Source organism: Aeromicrobium sp. (assembly GCF_032084975.1).
GTDB lineage: Bacteria > Actinomycetota > Actinomycetes > Propionibacteriales > Nocardioidaceae > Aeromicrobium.
The window spans coordinates 22,009-38,841 of sequence record NZ_DAMDLR010000027.1; the positions used below are offsets into that span (position 1 = coordinate 22,009).

Consider the following 16,833-nt stretch of genomic DNA (forward strand, 5'->3'; position numbering starts at 1 on the left):
ACGGAGCCGACCACGGAGCCCACGACGGAGCCGACCACGGAGCCGACCACGGAGCCCACGACGGAGCCGACCACGGAGCCCACGACGGAGCCGACCACGCAGCCCACGACGCAGCCGACCACGCAGCCCACGACGCAGCCGACGACGGCTCCGACGACGCCGCCGGCCGACACCATCGTGGACGTCGCCTTCAAGCTCAAGGGCAGCACCACGATCAAGGCGGGCAACGGCACGGCGCCGTTGAACGGCAAGATCAACGCCAAGTTCAACCTGAACAAGAGCACGTTCGACGCCGACCTGGCGCTCGATCCCACCAAGGCGAAGCTGAAGGCGCTGGGCTTCCTGCCCGTCGACGCTGACCTGAAGTTCCAGTCGCTGGGCAAGACGACCGGTGCGATCAGCACCAGCACCGGCGTGCTGACCGCGGACTCCAAGGTCAACATCCAGATCACGTCGATCAAGTCGTTCGGCCTGAAGCTGGGCGGCGGCTCGAAGTGCCAGACGTCCAAGCCGTCCGACATCCGCCTGACGTCGCAGGGCGTCTTCAATCCGCTCCAGGGCGGAACGGTGTCGAGCACCTACTCGATCGCGAAGCTGGAGGGTTGTGGCCTGCTGAACAACCTCCTGTCGGTGTTCGCCTCGGGTTCGGGCAACAAGCTGACCGCCACGCTCGCTCCGTGAGCCACGGCGTCAACGACAACTGAACATCGGGGAGGGTCCCGCCGCTGCCGCGGCGGGGCCCTTCCCTCGTTCCGACACACGGAAGGCACACCATGAACAGGACGACCCGGGCGACGCTGGCCGTCGCGGCCCTGGGACTCGCGTTGAGCGGCTGCACCGGCAGCACCGACGAGGACCCCGAGGCGGAGACGAAGGCGACGCCCCAGGACACCTGGGCGAAGTCGCTGTGCGAGGGCCTCGCGCCCACGACTGCCGTCATCGACCCGCCGGCTACCGAGGGCGCAGACGTCGCCGAGTCGAAGGAGGCGATCGTGACGTTCCTGGAGACCCTGCAGGAGCGGCTCCAGAGCCAGGCCGGCGTGTTGAAGGACGTCGGCGCACCACCGGAGGTCGACCCTGCTGCCTACAAGAGCGCCCGCAAGTCGCTCAAGGCCGGCGCCTCGACGCTCGACGGCGTCATCGACCGCCTGAAGCAGGCCAGCCCGAAGGACGCGTCGCAGATGGAGGCCAGCCTCCTGCAGGTCAGCGAGACCCTGGCGAGCTCGGCCAGCTACCAGGGGCCGCTCGCCGAGCTCAGCGCGAGCGACGAGACCCTCAAGACGGCCTTCGAGAACAACGACCAGTGCAAGATGATCATGAGCTGAGGAAGTCCGACGCCCTCAGCGTGCCCCGGTGCCTCAGCGGTACCGGGGCACGTTGCGCTCCGAGGGCTTCGGCCACGCGTTGAACGTGCAGCCGGCGCGCCCCTTGGACTGCTGCATCATGATGGGCGCCTTCTGGCCGTTGCCGCCGCACGAGGCGTGACCCCACTCGAGCCAGTGCCCCACCTCGTGGTTGACCACCATGTGGCGGTACCCGCGCACCGTGGTGCCCTTGCCCGCGTTCCACGCGGGGGTGGCGTGCTTCCAACGGTCCTGGTTGATGATGACGTGGCGGCCCACGCGACAGCTCCACTGCGACGAGCAGCCGCTGGAGAAGTCGGGCACCCGCGAGGCCTGCGACAGCACGATCGTCATCGAACCGCCAGACTTGACCCGCGTGAACCTGATGCCGGCGGAGCGCCACCCGCGCGGGTCGTCGAGGGTCTGCTGGACCTGGCGACGGAAGGTCGACACCTTCGCCGAGATGGAACCGCGCGTCTCGACCGTGTACTTCACGGTGTGGCGCGTGTCGCGGACGTGCTTGACCTTGCGGTACTTCGACCGACGGGCGATCGTGCGGTGCCCGGGCTTGCTGACCGTCACCCGCACGCGGATGTGGTGCCCGACGTCGCGCACCCGCAGCGTGTACTTCGCCTTCGTCGCACCGCGGATCGGCTTGGCGTCGCGCAGCCACTGGGTGCGGTAGCGGGCGCCGGCGACCGAGTAGCGACCGAGGGTGCGCTTGAGCGTCCTGTCGTAGCGCGCGGTGCCCCGCACCTTCGGCCGCTCGCGCATCGTGATCGGCTTCAACGGAGCCGCGGTGGGCGGCGCCACGGTGGGCTGCGTCGGGGTGGGCTCGGCCTGCGCCGTGGCGGGCGCCACCGCCAGCAGGCCGGCGATCATCACGACGGCGAGGATGCGGGAGAACATGACCTCAGGCTAACCAGCCATGCCGCCGGGACCTATTCGTAGAAGACCCGCTCGACGACCTGGCGCGCGCGACGCGTGACGCGCAGGTAGTCGTTGATCATCTCCTCGGTGTGGTCCTGGCCGATGCCGAGCAGGTGGGCGAGGCCGGCGCGGTCGGCGGCGGTCTCGACCATCGACTCGGCCGCCTTTGCGCGCCACAGGACGACCCCGTTGCGGATGCGGGCGACCAGCCGCCATGCCTCGACGAGCGCCTCGACGTCCTCGGCGCACAGGATGTCCGCGTCACCGGCCGCCTTCAGGGCGTCGATGGTGCGCGTCGTGCGCAGCGCAGGGACATCGTGGGCGTGCTGCATCTGCAACAGCTGGATCGTCCACTCGACGTCCGCCAGCCCACCGCGGCCGAGCTTCAGGTGCGTGTTCGGGTTGGCGCCACGCGGCAGCCGCTCGGAGTCCACCCGCGCCTTGATCCGCCGGATCTCGCGGACCTGCTTCTCGTCGAGTCCGCCCTCGGGGTAGCGGAGCGGGTCGATCAGCGCGGTGAAGCGCGCACACAGGTCGGGGTCGCCGACCGATGCGTCGGCACGCAACAGCGCCTGCGCCTCCCACGTGTCGGCCCACTTCGCGTAGTACGCGGCATATGCCTCGAAGGTCCTCACGAGCGGCCCGTTCTTGCCCTCGGGACGCAGTCCGGCGTCGATCTCGAGCGCGGGATCGGCTCCGCTGGCGCCCAGCTTCTGGCGGACCAGCTGCGCGATCCACAGGGCGGACGACTTCGCCTCGTCCAGGTCGGCGCCCTCGACGGGGTCGTGCACGAACATCACATCGGCATCGGAGCCGTACCCGGCCTCGTGGCCACCGAGGCGCCCCATCAGGACGATGGCGTTGCGGGTCGGCAACGGCCGGTCGAACTCGAGCGTCCACGCGGCCTCGGCCGTGGCGAGCGTCGCGGCGATCGTGGCGGTGTTGATCGCGCTGAGCGCCTCCCCCACCTCGACGATGTCGAGGCGGCCCAGCACGTCGGCCATCGCCACGCGCGAGAGCTCGCGCCGCCGGATGCGCCGCACGGCTCGCACCGCACCGTCCGGGACGTCGTGACGGGAGGCGGCCAGGCGCATTTCCGTGTCGAGCCGGTCGAGGTCACGGGGCACGAGCGCCTCGTCGTCGCCCAGCAGCGCCACCGCGTCGGGCGCGCGGCGCAGCAGATCGGTGACGTACGTGCTCGACGAGAGCATGTGGGCGAACTGCTGCGCGCCCGTCCCCTCGTCGCGCAGCTTGCGCAGGTACCACGGCGAGTCGCCGAGCTCCTCGGAGATCTGGCGGAAGGCCAGCAGCGCGCCGTCGGGATTGGGCGACTCGGCGAACCAGTCGAGCATCGCCGGCAGCAGCGAGCGATGGATCGCGGCGCGTCGGCGCACACCGGACGTGAGGGCCCCGATGTGCGCCATCGCGCCCTTCGGATCGCTGTAGCCCAGCGCCTTGAGCCGGTCCTGCGCCGCCTCGGTGCTCAGTCGCAGGCGGTCCTCGGGCAGCGCCGCGACCGCCTCGAGCAGCGGGCGGTAGAAGATCTTCTCGTGCAGGCGGCTGACGATGCGGCGGTGCGCCTGCCACTCCTTGACGAGATTGTCCGCAGGGTTGGTGCGAAAGCCCAGGCTGCGGCCGATGCGGCGCAGGTCCTCGACGTCCTCCGGCACGAGGTGGGTGCGCTGGAGCTTGAACAGCTGGATCCGGTGCTCGAGCGCCCGCAGGAACTCGTACGCCTCCTCCAGTGCCGAGCCGTCGCGGCGGCCGACGTAGCCGCGCTCGGCCAGCTCGCGCAGTGCCGCGAGGGTGTTGGGGCTGCGGATGTGCTCGTCGACGCGGCCGTGGACCAGCTGCAGCAGCTGGACGGCGAACTCGACGTCACGCAGCCCGCCGCTGCCGAGCTTGAGCTCGCGATCTCGGTGCGCGGCGGGGATGTTCTCGATGACCCGCCGGCGCATGCGCCGCACGTCGGTGACGAAGTCGTCACGCTCGGCCGCCTTCCACACGAGCGGCCGCAGCGCGGCGAGGTACTCACCGGCGAGCTCCCGGTCGCCCGCGGCGTACCGCGCCTTGAGCAGCGCCTGGAACTCCCACGTGACCGCCCAGCGGTCGTAGTAGGCGACGTGGCTGGCCAGGGTGCGGCTCAGCGGGCCGTTCTTGCCCTCGGGCCGCAGGTTGGGGTCGACCTCCCAGATCGTGCCCTCGGCGGTGTGGACGCCGCAGATGCGGATGATGGCCGAGGCCATGCGCGTCGCGGCGCTGGAGGCGCGCTGCTCGTCGGCGCCCTCGACCGCCTCGTGCACGAAGATGACGTCCACGTCGCTGACGTAGTTGAGCTCGTGCCCGCCCGTCTTGCCCATGGCGATGACGGCCAGCCGCACGAGGTCGGCGTCGTCCTCCTCGTCCGCGGCGATCCGCGCCGCCGCGTCCAACGTGGCGACGGCCAGGTCAGACAGCTCGCACGACGACTGCTCGAACGTCGTGTACGCGTTCAGGTCGCGTGCGGCGATGTGCGCCAGCTCGCGGTGGTAGCGGACCCGCAGGTCGTCGGGGTCGCGTGCGTCGGCCATCCAGGCGCGGTAGTCGTCCTCGGTGGCCGGCTGCTGCAGCAGTGCCTCGTCCGTGAGGTCGAGCACGTACTGCGGGTGCCGGTGCCAGAACTCGCCGATCGCGCGGCTGGTGCCCATGACGATGAGCGCCCGCTCGCACAGGACGGGATCGTCCTGCAGCGCGGCGAGGATCTCGGGGCCCCGGTCGGTCTCGTGGATGGCCACGAGGGAGACGAGCGCCGTGTCGGGGTCGGCGACGGCCGCGATCTGGTCGCGCAGCGCGTCGGACACCTCACCCAGCCGGGCGAGGTTCGCGGAGGCGCTCTCGGGATCGGCGAACCGGGATCGGGTCACGTCGAACGCCTACAGGACCGGCATCAGGCGGTCGATCTCGAACTGCGTGACCTGCGAGCGGTAGTCCTGCCACTCCGCGCGCTTGTTGCGCAGGAAGAAGTCGAAGACGTGCTCGCCGAGGGTCTCGGCGACCAGCTCGCTGTTCTCCATCGTGCGGATCGCCTCGTCGAGGTTGCGCGGCAGCGGCGCGATGCCCATCGCGCGGCGCTCGTTCTCGCTGAGCGACCACACGTCGTCCTCGGCCTCGGGCGGCAGCTGGTACTCGTTCTCGATGCCCTTCAGGCCCGCCGCGAGGATCAGCGCGTACGCGAGGTACGGGTTGCACGCGGAGTCCAGGGCGCGCAGCTCGACCCGGGCGGAGCCGGACTTGTGTGGCTTGTACATCGGCACCCGCACCAGCGCGGAGCGGTTGTTGTGGCCCCAGCACACGTAGTTCGGTGCCTCGCCGCCCCACGCGAGGCGCTTGTAGGAGTTGACCCACTGGTTCGTGACCGCGGTGATCTCGGGAGTGTGCTCGAGGACGCCGGCGATGAACGCCCGGCCGGTCTTGCTGAGCTGGTACTCGGCGCCGGCCTCGTAGAACGCGTTCTCGTCACCCTCGAACAAGGACACGTGCGTGTGCATGCCCGATCCGGGGTGGTCGGTGAACGGCTTGGGCATGAACGAGGCCCACTTGCCCTGGCTCAGCGCGACCTCGCGGACGATCGTGCGGAACGTCATGATGTTGTCGGCCATCGACAGCGCGTCGGCGTACCGCAGGTCGATCTCCTGCTGGCCCGGACCGCCCTCGTGGTGACTGAACTCGACCGAGATGCCCATCGCCTCGAGCATCGTGATGACCTCGCGGCGGAAGTCCTGGCTGGCGCCCTGGGCCGTGTGGTCGAAGTAGCCGCTGTCGTCGACGGCGACGGGGCGGGTGCCGGGCTCGGGCTTGTTCTTGAAGACGAAGAACTCGATCTCGGGGTGCGTGTAGAACGTGAAGCCGGCGTCGGCCGCCTTGTTGAGCGCGCGCTTGAGCACGTACCGCGGGTCGGCGTACGACGGGCTGCCGTCGGGCATCGCGATGTCGCAGAACATGCGCGCCGTGGCGGGCGTCTCGCCGCGCCAGGGCAGGATCTGGAACGTCGACGGGTCGGGCTTGGCCAGCATGTCGGCCTCGTGCACGCGGGCGAAGCCCTCGATGGCGGAGCCGTCGAAGCCGATGCCCTCCTCGAACGCACCCTCGAGCTCGGTCGGCGCGATCGCGACGGACTTCAGCGAGCCCAGCACGTCGGTGAACCAGAGACGGACGAAGCGGACGTCCCGCTCCTCGATCGCGCGTAGGACGAAGTCCTCCTGCTTACCCATGCGGTCAGTGTAGGGGCGGGGTGGATTTTGCTGTGTGTCCCGTGGGGAATCGCTGTGAGACTACCAGATTTGCCCTATGGTTCAGGGGCAAATCGCTCGTATGCGTTGCGCGCCGTGTCGCAACGAGACTGGGGTTCTCGTGGAGTTGCTGCAGGACGCTTGGCCTCACCTCGTTGCCAGCGGCACTTACGTCCTCACCTTCCTCGCTGGTGGCGGTCTGGTCTTCTTCGTTGCTCCGAAGGCTGAGCGTGGTCGTGCGCTACGTGAACACCGCCGAAAGGCCTACGAAGACTTCAGTCAATGTCTCGTGGAAGCTCTCGGGGTCGTTGACACCCACATGGCCTTCAGCCGTCAAGTCTTGGACCATGACGCTTACACCCCCCTAGTTCCAAGACTCTTCACGGGACTTGCGCGCGTGCACGTCGCGGGCTGTTCGGACGACAAGCACGCTGTGTTTCGGGACGCCATCTTCACGTTCGTTCACTGGGCTGAAATCGGCATGGACCCTGACGATGGACTGCCTGACCCAAAGGTCCATGGCGACTGCATTGAGGTGCTCGTGAAAGCCCTAGAAACGACCTCAGCACTCTTGAAGAAGGTCTAGACCACTAAGCCGGACCCGGCTTGGGCAGGGCCAATCCGTCCAGGCCGAGATGTCAAAAAATTCCTCAGCCGGTCGAATCCATGTAGGGGCACTTGTCGCCCTTTGCCAGATAGTGCGCACGTGCCGAAGGTTCTAGAAGCTCCAGCCTTGGGACCGGACGAACTCGAAGAACTTCTGACACTTGACGCCGTGCTCGTCGGCAACGTTAGGAATTTTGAGGTTCTCGTCTATCGTCCCCGGCCCCTTACGGTTCTCCTCGGTGACTATCGGAGCGTGGTTCCACTTCGCATGCGCAACTACGAAGGGGTCAGCCTCGTTGAGCTGCCCTTGAACCCAATCAGGATGCGCAAGTCCGATTTCAGCGACCGTCATCAGTTCATCTGCCGTCGGCTGGCAGGTGAATCCGGGGAAGCTCTTCGCCCAGGAATGCAGCACGTCACCTCCTCTGTTCAACTCACGGAGAACAGCAGCACAGATGCAGACTTCGCCGTTGGTGATGGCTGACTCAATCGAGTCCCACAGCGAGCCAAAAATATCCCGCGGATAGATGCGACCCAGGTTGATGAGGATGTTGGTGTCCAGGGTTGACCTCACGCGTCACCTCCGGTGCGGTAGTACTCCTGGATGAGCTGGTCCACCATGGGGAGGCGAGCATTCAGCAGATACGTCGCGTCGACAGCATCGATGCGGGCGTCCTCCAACGCTTGAGCTACGGTGCCGATGTACGTCGGACCTAGGTCTCGATATCTGAGCCGCCACGGGGGAACGAAGCCATCAGACTCCTTCTGCGCCCTACGGGTCTGCTCCCAGATTTCGTTGCTCTCGTCCCATATGTCCTCTAGAGCTTCCTCATCGATTTGACCGAGGCCTCGCAGGCGCACCCCGGCAGCCAAGGTGCTCACCTTGAGTGCCGCGGCAACGGCCCGCGCCATCTCCATCGGTTCCGTGTTCGCATCAAGGCACGCTCGAACGAGCAGTTCCGGCATGAGGAATGCGGCAGCGAAGCGATTCGCAATCGCCTCCTCGTTCACGTCTCTGTCAAGCACGCACAAGCCGCTGGTGCGGTTCGCCAAGTGAGCTAGCTCGTGGAACAACGTGAACACTCGTCCGTTGGCGGAGTCCGCTCCGTTCAGCACAATCACGGGCAGAACGTCGTAGTAGATGGACAGTCCACGGAAGACGGAGAGGTCAATGCGCGTGGTCTGAAACACCAAGAAACCGCGACTTTCGACCAAACCCCGCCAGAAATTGAACACCTGGTTCATCTGGGATTCCGGGGGTGCAAAGCGTTCCGTCAGCCCAAACTGAGTGCGGACGTCGGAAGCAGCCTCTTCGGCCGTCCGCCAGGTCATCGGCACGAGGTCGAGCGTGGAGCCAGGAGGGCCTGCGAGGTCAAGCATCGCGTCGCGATGCTGCACGGCCCGCTTCATCTCCTTTGCCAACGCCGCGGGAATATCCTCATCCCCTCTACCTCGGAAGTCCGCGGCTTCAGGAACGTCTGGCAACGCCGGGGCCGGAGCGAAGAAGAAGCCGAGCGGGCGGTCAACCTTGGTTGCTAGAAGCCCGAGTTGGCGAAAGGTGGGCTGCGTCACTCCCGCTTCGAACTCCTCGATTCGGGCGGGTGTCGTCCCGGCAGCCTTCGCTAGGTCACCACGGTCGACATGGGCGACTTCGCGCGCCCAGCGGAGCGTGTCCCCGATGATTGGGGCCTTCGCCATGAGAACTCCCCCGGTGGATATCCGACGACCTTGTGTCGAGCCGACTCTTACACAACTTAGTTCCAGGCGGAGACAGTACGTCTGAACTGGTGAGAGAATACACTAAACGGTCATTTGATGTAAAGTGAGCACGGTGAAGCGTTGCGAGAACCAGGTCATTGGCTACCTCCGCGTCTCGACCGAGGAGCAAGCCGTCAGCGGACTTGGCCTCGCCGACCAGCGAGCGATTATCGCGACGGAGGCTCAGCGCCGGGAGTGGCGAGACATCCAGTTCGTCTCTGATGAGGGTTACTCCGCCAAGAACCTGTCTCGGCCCGGCATTGCGTCGGCACTCGAAGCCCTGCGTCGAGGCGACGCGTCCATCCTCGTCGTATCGAAGTTGGACCGGCTTTCGCGGTCCCTGCTCGACTTCGCGACCTTGATGGACCGGGCAAGGCGAGAAGGTTGGGAGCTAGTCGTCCTGGACCTTGCCATCGATACGACGATTCCGTCGGGTGCGCTGATGGCGAATGTCATGGCTGCTTTTGCCGAGTACGAGCGCCAACTCATCGGCACTCGTACCAGCGCAGCCCTTCAACAACTCAAAGCCAGCGGAAAGCGACTCGGACGGCCGCGGACACTCTCGCCGGAGGTCACGGAACGCATCGTGTCGGCCCGCGCGGAAGGCGCAACGTTGCAATCCATTGCCGACGCCTTGAACGCTGACGGCGTGCCGACCGCCCGCGGTGGAACTCGCTGGTACCCATCCACCGTGAAAGCTGTCCTTGTGTCTAGCGACCTGGACGCGCTGGCAACGACATAGGCGCGGGTCACCAAGGTTCGAGTCAGAAGCGCAGTCGCGACATGCTGCCCGTCGGCCTGCTCATGCCACCCAGATTGAACGTCGGTGCGTCAGGCTCGCTGCTCTCGTCCGCGTCGGAAGCTGCCTTGCTTGCAGCCACCCTGAAGCCGTTGGTGTTCTCTCCGGTGTACGAGCGCGTCCTACGCACACTTCCTACTTGAATTCCAAATGTCATAGCCATCCCCTCGCACTCCCCTTGGGATTTGCGGGTGGCCGGTAGAGCACGGCGACGAAAAGTCTCAAAAATCGAGCCTGTTAACTCTACCGACCACACCGCATAGAGGGGTGCTGATACCTCAATTATACCGCCAGAGCGATTATGATGCCAAATATCTTGGACCGACATTACGAGCTGTCAGCCCTTGCATCATGACCCGATTTCGGACCACACCACAAGCCTGTGCATCTTATCCGGGAACCTGCGCAGATTTATTCGACCACACCACAACGGCCCCGAGAATGGGGTACCGTCGCTTCGCGCCGGGCGGTATCGCTTCGCTCAACCGCTGAATCCAAGAAGAGGACTTGCCTCTGAGTCCTCCTTGCTAGCCCTCCCCTTGAATTGCGATAACCGACCGTAGGGAGGTTGTGGGGTTCTTAGGGGTTCAACCCCTAAGACGTTCCCTAGTCAGTATGTGATTCACGCAACATGATGATTGAGCCAATCATCATCTCCATATAGGCCGTCATCCCACTCCTTCTTATAGGCCGTGTCTGCACCGGCGACTAGGTAGAAGGTCGTTGAAGCTCCGCGCTTCTGCCCAATGGTCTCTACTCGGAGCCAGCCTGCATCCACCAACATGCGTATACCGCGCTGCACGTAGGAGATGGGTCCTGTCTTGTCGGATTCGCCGACTGCGTCAGCCAGCGACCGGTACGACGTAGTTACCTGCGAGTCTTCGCCGCACAATCTAGCGATTTGATGTGCAACCTTCTTGCCGTACATGGGCACCTGAAAAACGACGTCCCGGTACCAGCCATACGCCTGACCTACCGGCGGCATGTGCTCGTGCGCCATTGCAGACTCTCTCTTGCGATATCCCTCCGTATGTCTCAAAACTCTCTCTTCAAACATGTTCTCTTACCTTGTACATAAGTCAGGACGACATATGTTCCTTTCTGAATAAGTGAGGCCCCCAGAGCCGTTACTCTCTGGGGGCCGAACTAGAAAACGAATATGCTATTAGGGATATTCAGAAGCTTAGTGGTGCCTACAGTTCAGTAACGGTTCATCGCCTGCGTCACTCCTAAGTATACCATGCTTTCCTGCCCGGACGAAGGTGCAAGAATAGGTCAGGTTTGCTTCTGACGGGCCCAGAATGCCCAACCGACAGAGCGTCAGCCTCCCCCTCACTATCCAAAAGCGCCATGAATATGGGCGCCGGTATCATGCTGCGTGTAGACCTTGAGGGTCGTAGCGACGTCGGAATGCCGTAATTGCTTTGAGACCACCATCATGGGCACTCCCCTCTCTAGTGCGGTCGTTGCATACCAGTGCCGCAACTGGTGCGGGTTGAGGGCGATGCCAAGACGCCTACCGGCGCGCCTGACGGACTCCCTGACACCGTCGGGCTTCGCAGTCTCGGATACGTCCTTGAGGCGTTCTGCGAGCCATCTCGGAATCACAATGTCGTCCTCATAGGTCTTCACAGGTGCGATGCGGACGATGGTGGGCTTGCCTCTGTCCCTGAGCGCCTGAACCTGCTTGTCGACACGTAGGCGGTCTCCGTTCAAGTCAGCGCCGGTAATGGCACATGCCTCACCAAGACGAAGACCTCCGTACATCATCAGGAGCCCTCTGACCTCATGCGGAGAGGTCATCAGCGCAAGACGCAGTGTGTCCTCATCAGGAAGCACGTAGCGCCTTGAGACAGCTCTAGGGATGCGGATGGGAAGCCCTGTGACGGCGCGTACGGCGATTGCAGAATTACGCCGGGTGTTTGGGTTGGCGATTTTGAACAGAGCCTCAGAGACGCTTATGGCAGTCACCGAATCAAGGGTCACGCCCAAGAGCCCCAGACGGTCGATGGAGCGCTTGTATTCAAGGACAGTGCTAGGTCGCAGGTCACGCTCTAGGGAGACTTCGTAGAGACGTTCTTCTACGGTTTTCATGGTGAATCCTCCGTGTGGTCAGAGATTCCCCATGGCGAGAGGGCTACAACAAAACCGCGCGTAGGACGAAGTCCTCCTGCTTACCCATGCGGTCAGTGTAGGGGCGGCCGCGACCGGCTGAGGCGGCGCCGCGGCGCAGAAGTCCTACGCTGGGGACCGTGCCCCAACTCCGACTCGCACTCGCCCAGATCAACGCTGTCGTCGGGGACGTCGACGGCAATCTCGAACTCGTCATGGCGCAGGCGCGTGCGGCCCACGAGGCCGGCGCCCACGTGCTGGTGACCCCCGAGATGGTGCTCAACGGCTATCCCATCGAGGACATGGCCTACCGTCGCTCGTTCATCGAGCGGTCGCAGCAGGCCGTCCGCACGCTCGCCGAGCGACTCGAGCAGGAGGGCCTCGCCGACCTCGTCGTCATCGTGGGCCACCTCGACCGCGCCGAGGACGTGCCAGACCGCCTCGGCGTCCCGAAGAACGCACCCGTCAACGCGGCCTCGGTGATCACCGGCGGCGAGGTCGTGACCCGGTACGACAAGCACCACCTGCCGAACTACGGCGTCTTCGACGAGTTCCGCCACTTCGTCGCCGGCGACCGCACCCAGATCGTCCAGGTGCACGGCGTCGACATCGCGATCGCGATCTGCGAGGACATCTGGCAGGAGGGCCCGTCCCGCGCCGCGAAGGACGCCGAGGCCGGCCTGCTGGTCGTGCTGAACGGCTCGCCGTACGAGGCGGCCAAGGACGACAGCCGCCTCGAGTTGTGCGCCCGCCGCGCCGTCGAGGGCGAGTGCGCCGTCGCCTACGCCAACCTCGTCGGCGGCCAGGACGAGCTGGTCTTCGACGGCGACTCGCTCATCGTGGACGCCCGCGGCGAGGTCGTCGCCCGCGCACGACAGTTCGAGAGCGAGCTCCTCGTCGCGGACCTCGACCTGCAGGCGGCCACCGCCGAGATGCCCGCGCCCGGAACGCGGTACGAGGGCCTGCTGGTCGAGCGCACCGTGATCAGCAGCGACCCGCTGCCTGCCTACGAGCCCCTCGAGGGCAGCGTCGCCGAGCGCTGGGACGACCTGGGCGAGCGCTGGCAGGCAATCGTCCTCGGCCTGCGCGACTACGTCGAGAAGAACGGCTTCCCCTCCGTGCTGCTGGGCATGTCCGGCGGCATCGACTCGACCCTCGTGGCCGCCCTCGCGGTCGATGCGCTGGGACCCGACCGGGTCTTCGGCGTCTCGAACCCCAGCGAGTGGTCGAGCGAGCACTCGAAGTCGGACGCGGCCGACCAGGCCGAGCACACCGGTCTGGACCTGCGCACGATCGCGATCTCGCCGATCTTCGACGCCTACCAGGACGCGCTGCACCTCGAGGGGGTCGCCGAGGAGAACCTGCAGGCGCGCGTCCGTGCCGTGATCTGGATGGGCCTGTCCAACGCCGAGAACCATCTCGTCCTGGCCTGCGGCAACAAGTCCGAGCTGGCGACCGGCTACTCGACGATCTACGGCGACGCGGTCGGCGGCTACGCCCCCATCAAGGACGTGCCCAAGACGATCGTGTGGGAGCTGGCCAAGTGGCGCAACGCCTGGGCGGAGTCCCAGGGCGAGACTCCCCCGATCCCGCCGAACACGATCTCCAAGGAGCCCTCGGCCGAGCTGCGACCCGGCCAGCGCGACAGCGACAGCCTGCCCCCGTACCCCGTCCTCGACGGCATCCTCGACGCGTACGTCGAGCAGGACCTCGGGTCCGCCGACGTCGTCGAGCTCGGCTTCGACAAGTCGCTCGTGGAGAAGGTCGTCACGCTGGTCGACCGGGCCGAGTACAAGCGCCGTCAGTACCCGCCGGGACCGAAGGTCAGTCCCCGCAACTTCGGGCGCGACCGTCGGGTCCCCATCACGAACCGGTGGCGCGAGCACCTCTGAGCGCGCCGGCGCTAGCATGGCCGGGTCCGTGGACCTCGCCGAGGCCGCGAGATTTTCACCAAGGAGAGCACCGTGGCTGATCCCACCCCGCACGAGTCCGTCCTGCCCGAGGAGCCGTCGCCGTACGGCTCGGGTCCGACCACCGATCCCGCCATCCGCCGGGTGCGCACGCACCACCTGCAGCAGTGGAAGCAGCAGGGCCATCCCTGGGTCATGCTGACGACGTACGACCAGTACAGCGCCCAGGTCTTCGAGGAGGCCGGCGTCCCGGTCCTGTTCATCGGCGACTCCGCCGCGAACAACGTCTACGGCTACGAGTCGTCACTGCCGATCACGGTCGACGAGATGCTGCCGCTCGTGAAGGCGGTGACGCGCACGGCCAAGCGCGCGCTGGTGGTGGCGGACCTGCCGTTCGGCTCGTACCAGCGCTCCCCCGAGCAGGGCTACGACACCGCCGTGCGGTTCATGAAGGAGGGGCTGGCCCACGCGGTCAAGCTCGAGGGCGGCGCCGAGATGGCTCCCCAGATCAAGCTGATGACCGACGGCGGCATCCCGGTCATGGCGCACATCGGCTTCACGCCCCAGTCCGAGCACAACCTCGGCGGCTACCGGGTCCAGGGCCGCGGCGACGCCGCGCAGAGGCTGCTGGACGACGCGCTCGCCGTCCAGGAGGCCGGTGCGTTCTCCGTCGTGATGGAGATGGTTCCCGCGCCGATCGCGAAGCAGATCACCGAGACGCTGCACATCCCGACGATCGGCATCGGCGCCGGTCCGGACTGCGACGCCCAGGTGCTGGTCTGGCAGGACATGATGGGCCTGCGCACGGGCCGGGCGCCGCGCTTCGTCAAGCGCTACGCCGACCTGCACTCGATCATGCTGGAGGCGACGCGCGAGTTCATCGACGACGTCGCGGGCGGGACGTTCCCGGGCCCGGAGCACACGTTCGACAGCTGAGGGTCACTCCTCGTCGACGGGCTTGGCGTCGTCGTTCCAGTTCGGATCGTTGTCCCACGCCTCGTTGCGCTCCTCGACCTTGTCGAGCGCTCGGGCCGCCTCGGCCTCGGTGTCGTACGGACCGAGGCGGTCCTTCGCGCGGCAGCCGTCCTCACCCTCGACGGCATGGTGCTTGAGGCAGAAGAAGTAGCTCATGCCGTCAGCCTAGGGGCACCTCAGTCGCGCGGCACCCAGTCCATGGCGTCGGGATCCGGGCCGATCCTGCGGTCCGCGTCGAGCGCCGAGATCGCCCCCATGTCCGCCGCCGAGAGCTCGAAGTCGAACAGCTCGAAGTTCTGCTGGAGCCGCTCGACGGAAGACGCCTTCGGGAAGACGATGTCGCCGCGCTGGAGGTGCCAGCGCAGCACGACCCGCGAGACGCTGCGGCCGGTGCTCGTCGCGATCGCCTGCAGGGCGGGGTCGTCGAAGACCTGGCCCTGCGCGAGCGGCGACCAGGCCTCGGTCGCGACGCCGTGCTCGGCGTTGACCGCGCGCAGCTCGTCCTGGCCGAAGTACGGATGGATCTCGACCTGGTTCACGGCCGGGACGACCGTGCCCTCCTGCACGACCCGGCGCAGGTGGTGGGGCTGGAAGTTCGAGACGCCGATCGCCCGCGCCTTGCCGGCCGCGTAGACCTCCTCCATCGCCTTCCACGTGTCGACGAAGTCGATGTCGATCGTCGGCAGCGGCCAGTGGATGAGGAACAGGTCGACCCGGTCGAGCCGCAGCTTCTCGAGCGACTCGTCCAGGGCGCCGGCCACGACGTCGGGGTCGTGCCGGTTGTTGTTCAGCTTGGTGGTGACGAAGACCTCGTCACGCGCCAGGCCCGAGTCGGCGATCGCCGCACCGACACCGGCCTCGTTGCCGTACATCTGCGCCGTGTCGATGTGCCGGTAGCCGATCTCGAGGGCCTCGGTGACGCGGTCCTGCGCCGTCTCCGCCGGGACCTGCCACGTGCCGTAGCCGAACTGCGGGATCTGGACGCCGTTGTTGAGTGTGATCGTGGGAACCGTCATGTCGAACCACGCTACGACCGTCGCCCCAACCCGGCACGGTGAGCGTGCTCAGGCGTCCGCGAGCTCGTGGTCGACGTGCTCGGCCGCGGCCCGCTGCGCCCGGACCGGGTCGCGGTCCCTGATCGCCTCGAGGATGCGGGCGTGGTCGGCCTGGCGCTCCTCGTCCGTCACCACGGGATGGATCTCGCCGCGGCTCACGGACGTCCGCACGCCTTGCATCAGGCCGGAGTACAGCTGGGCCATGAACGCGTTGCCGGCCGCCTCGAGGACGACGTCGTGGAAGTCGCTCCGGTCGAGCGACGCCAGCCGCGCCAGGTGGTCGTCCGTGCGGTTCAGGGCGGCCAGCCGCGTGGCCTCCACCTCGATGAGCCTGCGCACGTGCAGGACCTCGGAGCTGTCGTGATGACCGAGGAAGTCCGACAGCACGACGCCGACCGGGTTCACCGAGCGCACGAACGTGCCGCGACTGCGTGCCGGCTCAAGCATGCCCAGGGCGGTCAGGGAGCTGACCGCCTCACGCAGGGTGCTGCGGCCCACCTTCAGCTGCTTCATCAGCTCGGCCTCGGTGGGGATCCTCGTGTCCAATGGCCAGCGTCCCGACGTGATGTTCTCCGTCAGGATGCGCAAGGTCTCGCGTGATCGGTCCGTCCCCCGGGCCGTGGACCGCCGCGTCGGCGGTGTCGTCATGGTGGTGAAAGTGTAGGTCCGCCAGCCCAGAATGGTGGCGAGATGAACCAACCGCCCAAGGTCCCCCGTCCCACGCCCCTGCCACGCGTTCCCGTGCCGGGGCACCTGCGCGTCCCAGGTCGCTTGCGCGCCGGCGCGGGACCCGTCGTCGAGTCGGACGGCGACGGATGCGTCGTGACGTTCGTCCACGCCGCACTCGAGGCTCAACGCGTCCTGCTGTTCGCGAACCCGGACCGGCACCGTGGGAGTCGGCTGACGGGCACGGCGCGCTGCGGGCGGTGCTCGAGGACGCGATCGGTCCCCGTGTCCGCCCCGGCCCGCGCGGCACGAGGTCGCGGGGCGTGACGTCTGGGTCCATCGCGTCGGCACCGGCGCCGAGCTTCCCGTCGTGATCGTCCTCGACGGCGAGGTGTGGCTCGACCACCTCGG

17 protein-coding genes are annotated in these 16,833 nt (G+C 66.6%); 6 read left to right on the forward strand and 11 right to left on the reverse strand.

From position 1 onward, the window contains the following. On the reverse strand, positions 1 to 200 hold a 200-nt coding region (locus RT323_RS08905), incomplete at its 3' end, for a glycine zipper domain-containing protein (protein WP_313407229.1). Here RT323_RS08905 and RT323_RS08910 point away from each other — a divergent pair. Together RT323_RS08910 and RT323_RS08915 are read left to right on the forward strand one after the other, a co-directional pair. Continuing rightward, positions 178 to 681, forward strand: coding sequence for a hypothetical protein (locus RT323_RS08910; protein ID WP_313407232.1), 504 nt, complete (start codon positions 178 to 180; stop codon positions 679 to 681). The two genes, RT323_RS08905 and RT323_RS08910, sit on opposite strands and share 23 nt — an antisense overlap. Positions 682 to 773: 92 nt before the next feature. After that, positions 774 to 1,325, forward strand: coding sequence for a hypothetical protein (locus RT323_RS08915; protein ID WP_313407237.1), 552 nt, complete (start codon positions 774 to 776; stop codon positions 1,323 to 1,325). Between the two features lie 33 nt (positions 1,326 to 1,358). On the opposite strand, the gene RT323_RS08920 is transcribed toward RT323_RS08915, so the two are convergent. The 3 genes from RT323_RS08920 to RT323_RS08930 are packed head-to-tail and all read right to left on the reverse strand — an operon-like array spanning position 1,359 to position 6,523. After that, a complete protein-coding gene (locus RT323_RS08920) occupies positions 1,359 to 2,252 on the reverse strand; it encodes a DUF3152 domain-containing protein (RefSeq protein WP_313407239.1) in 894 nt (297 codons plus the stop codon). A gap of 32 nt (positions 2,253 to 2,284) precedes the next feature. Further along, positions 2,285 to 5,176 (reverse strand): bifunctional [glutamine synthetase] adenylyltransferase/[glutamine synthetase]-adenylyl-L-tyrosine phosphorylase, encoded by a 2,892-nt coding sequence (locus RT323_RS08925; RefSeq protein WP_313407241.1) that lies wholly within the window; start codon positions 5,174 to 5,176, stop codon positions 2,285 to 2,287. 9 nt (positions 5,177 to 5,185) lie between these two features. Then, on the reverse strand, positions 5,186 to 6,523 hold the full coding sequence (locus RT323_RS08930; RefSeq protein ID WP_313407243.1) for a glutamine synthetase family protein: 1,338 nt from the start codon (positions 6,521 to 6,523) through the stop codon (positions 5,186 to 5,188). Positions 6,524 to 6,662: 139 nt separating this feature from the next. Between RT323_RS08930 and RT323_RS08935 the strand changes: the two genes are divergently transcribed. Then, on the forward strand, positions 6,663 to 7,127 hold the full coding sequence (locus RT323_RS08935) for a hypothetical protein (RefSeq protein ID WP_313407245.1): 465 nt from the start codon (positions 6,663 to 6,665) through the stop codon (positions 7,125 to 7,127). 132 nt (positions 7,128 to 7,259) lie between these two features. On the opposite strand, the gene RT323_RS08940 is transcribed toward RT323_RS08935, so the two are convergent. Next, complete coding sequence (locus tag RT323_RS08940) at positions 7,260 to 7,721, reverse strand: DUF4411 family protein (protein ID WP_313407247.1); 462 nt, start codon at positions 7,719 to 7,721, stop codon at positions 7,260 to 7,262. Next, positions 7,718 to 8,845, reverse strand: a complete 1,128-nt coding sequence (locus tag RT323_RS08945) for an XRE family transcriptional regulator (RefSeq protein ID WP_313407250.1) — start codon at positions 8,843 to 8,845, stop codon at positions 7,718 to 7,720. Before RT323_RS08945 ends, RT323_RS08940 begins: the two co-directional genes overlap by 4 nt. A 124-nt stretch (positions 8,846 to 8,969) precedes the next feature. Between RT323_RS08945 and RT323_RS08950 the strand changes: the two genes are divergently transcribed. Further along, positions 8,970 to 9,647 carry a recombinase family protein gene (locus tag RT323_RS08950; RefSeq protein ID WP_313407253.1) on the forward strand — a complete coding sequence of 226 codons (678 nt, stop codon included), beginning with the start codon at positions 8,970 to 8,972 and terminating at the stop codon, positions 9,645 to 9,647. Positions 9,648 to 10,326: 679 nt separating this feature from the next. On the opposite strand, the gene RT323_RS08955 is transcribed toward RT323_RS08950, so the two are convergent. Further along, positions 10,327 to 10,761 (reverse strand): helix-turn-helix domain-containing protein, encoded by a 435-nt coding sequence (locus RT323_RS08955; RefSeq protein WP_313407256.1) that lies wholly within the window; start codon positions 10,759 to 10,761, stop codon positions 10,327 to 10,329. Between the two features lie 278 nt (positions 10,762 to 11,039). Then, positions 11,040 to 11,798 (reverse strand): site-specific integrase, encoded by a 759-nt coding sequence (locus RT323_RS08960; RefSeq protein ID WP_313407259.1) that lies wholly within the window; start codon positions 11,796 to 11,798, stop codon positions 11,040 to 11,042. A 158-nt stretch (positions 11,799 to 11,956) separates the two neighbouring features. Between RT323_RS08960 and RT323_RS08965 the strand changes: the two genes are divergently transcribed. Together RT323_RS08965 and panB are read left to right on the forward strand one after the other, a co-directional pair. Then, entirely contained in the window at positions 11,957 to 13,708 is a 1,752-nt protein-coding gene (locus RT323_RS08965) for an NAD+ synthase (protein ID WP_313407262.1), read from the forward strand. A gap of 72 nt (positions 13,709 to 13,780) precedes the next feature. After that, entirely contained in the window at positions 13,781 to 14,662 is an 882-nt protein-coding gene (panB, locus tag RT323_RS08970) for a 3-methyl-2-oxobutanoate hydroxymethyltransferase (protein ID WP_313407264.1), read from the forward strand. Between the two features lie 3 nt (positions 14,663 to 14,665). Here the strand turns inward: panB and RT323_RS08975 are convergent, their stop codons facing one another. From RT323_RS08975 to RT323_RS08985, 3 genes are read right to left on the reverse strand one after another with little or no spacing between them, the layout of a single operon-like run. Beyond that, a complete protein-coding gene (locus RT323_RS08975) occupies positions 14,666 to 14,857 on the reverse strand; it encodes a hypothetical protein (protein ID WP_313407267.1) in 192 nt (63 codons plus the stop codon). Positions 14,858 to 14,877: 20 nt separating this feature from the next. After that, entirely contained in the window at positions 14,878 to 15,717 is an 840-nt protein-coding gene (locus tag RT323_RS08980) for an aldo/keto reductase (protein ID WP_313407270.1), read from the reverse strand. A 48-nt stretch (positions 15,718 to 15,765) separates the two neighbouring features. Further along, positions 15,766 to 16,404 carry an FCD domain-containing protein gene (locus RT323_RS08985; protein ID WP_313407272.1) on the reverse strand — a complete coding sequence of 213 codons (639 nt, stop codon included), beginning with the start codon at positions 16,402 to 16,404 and terminating at the stop codon, positions 15,766 to 15,768. Positions 16,405 to 16,833: the final 429 nt, after the last annotated feature.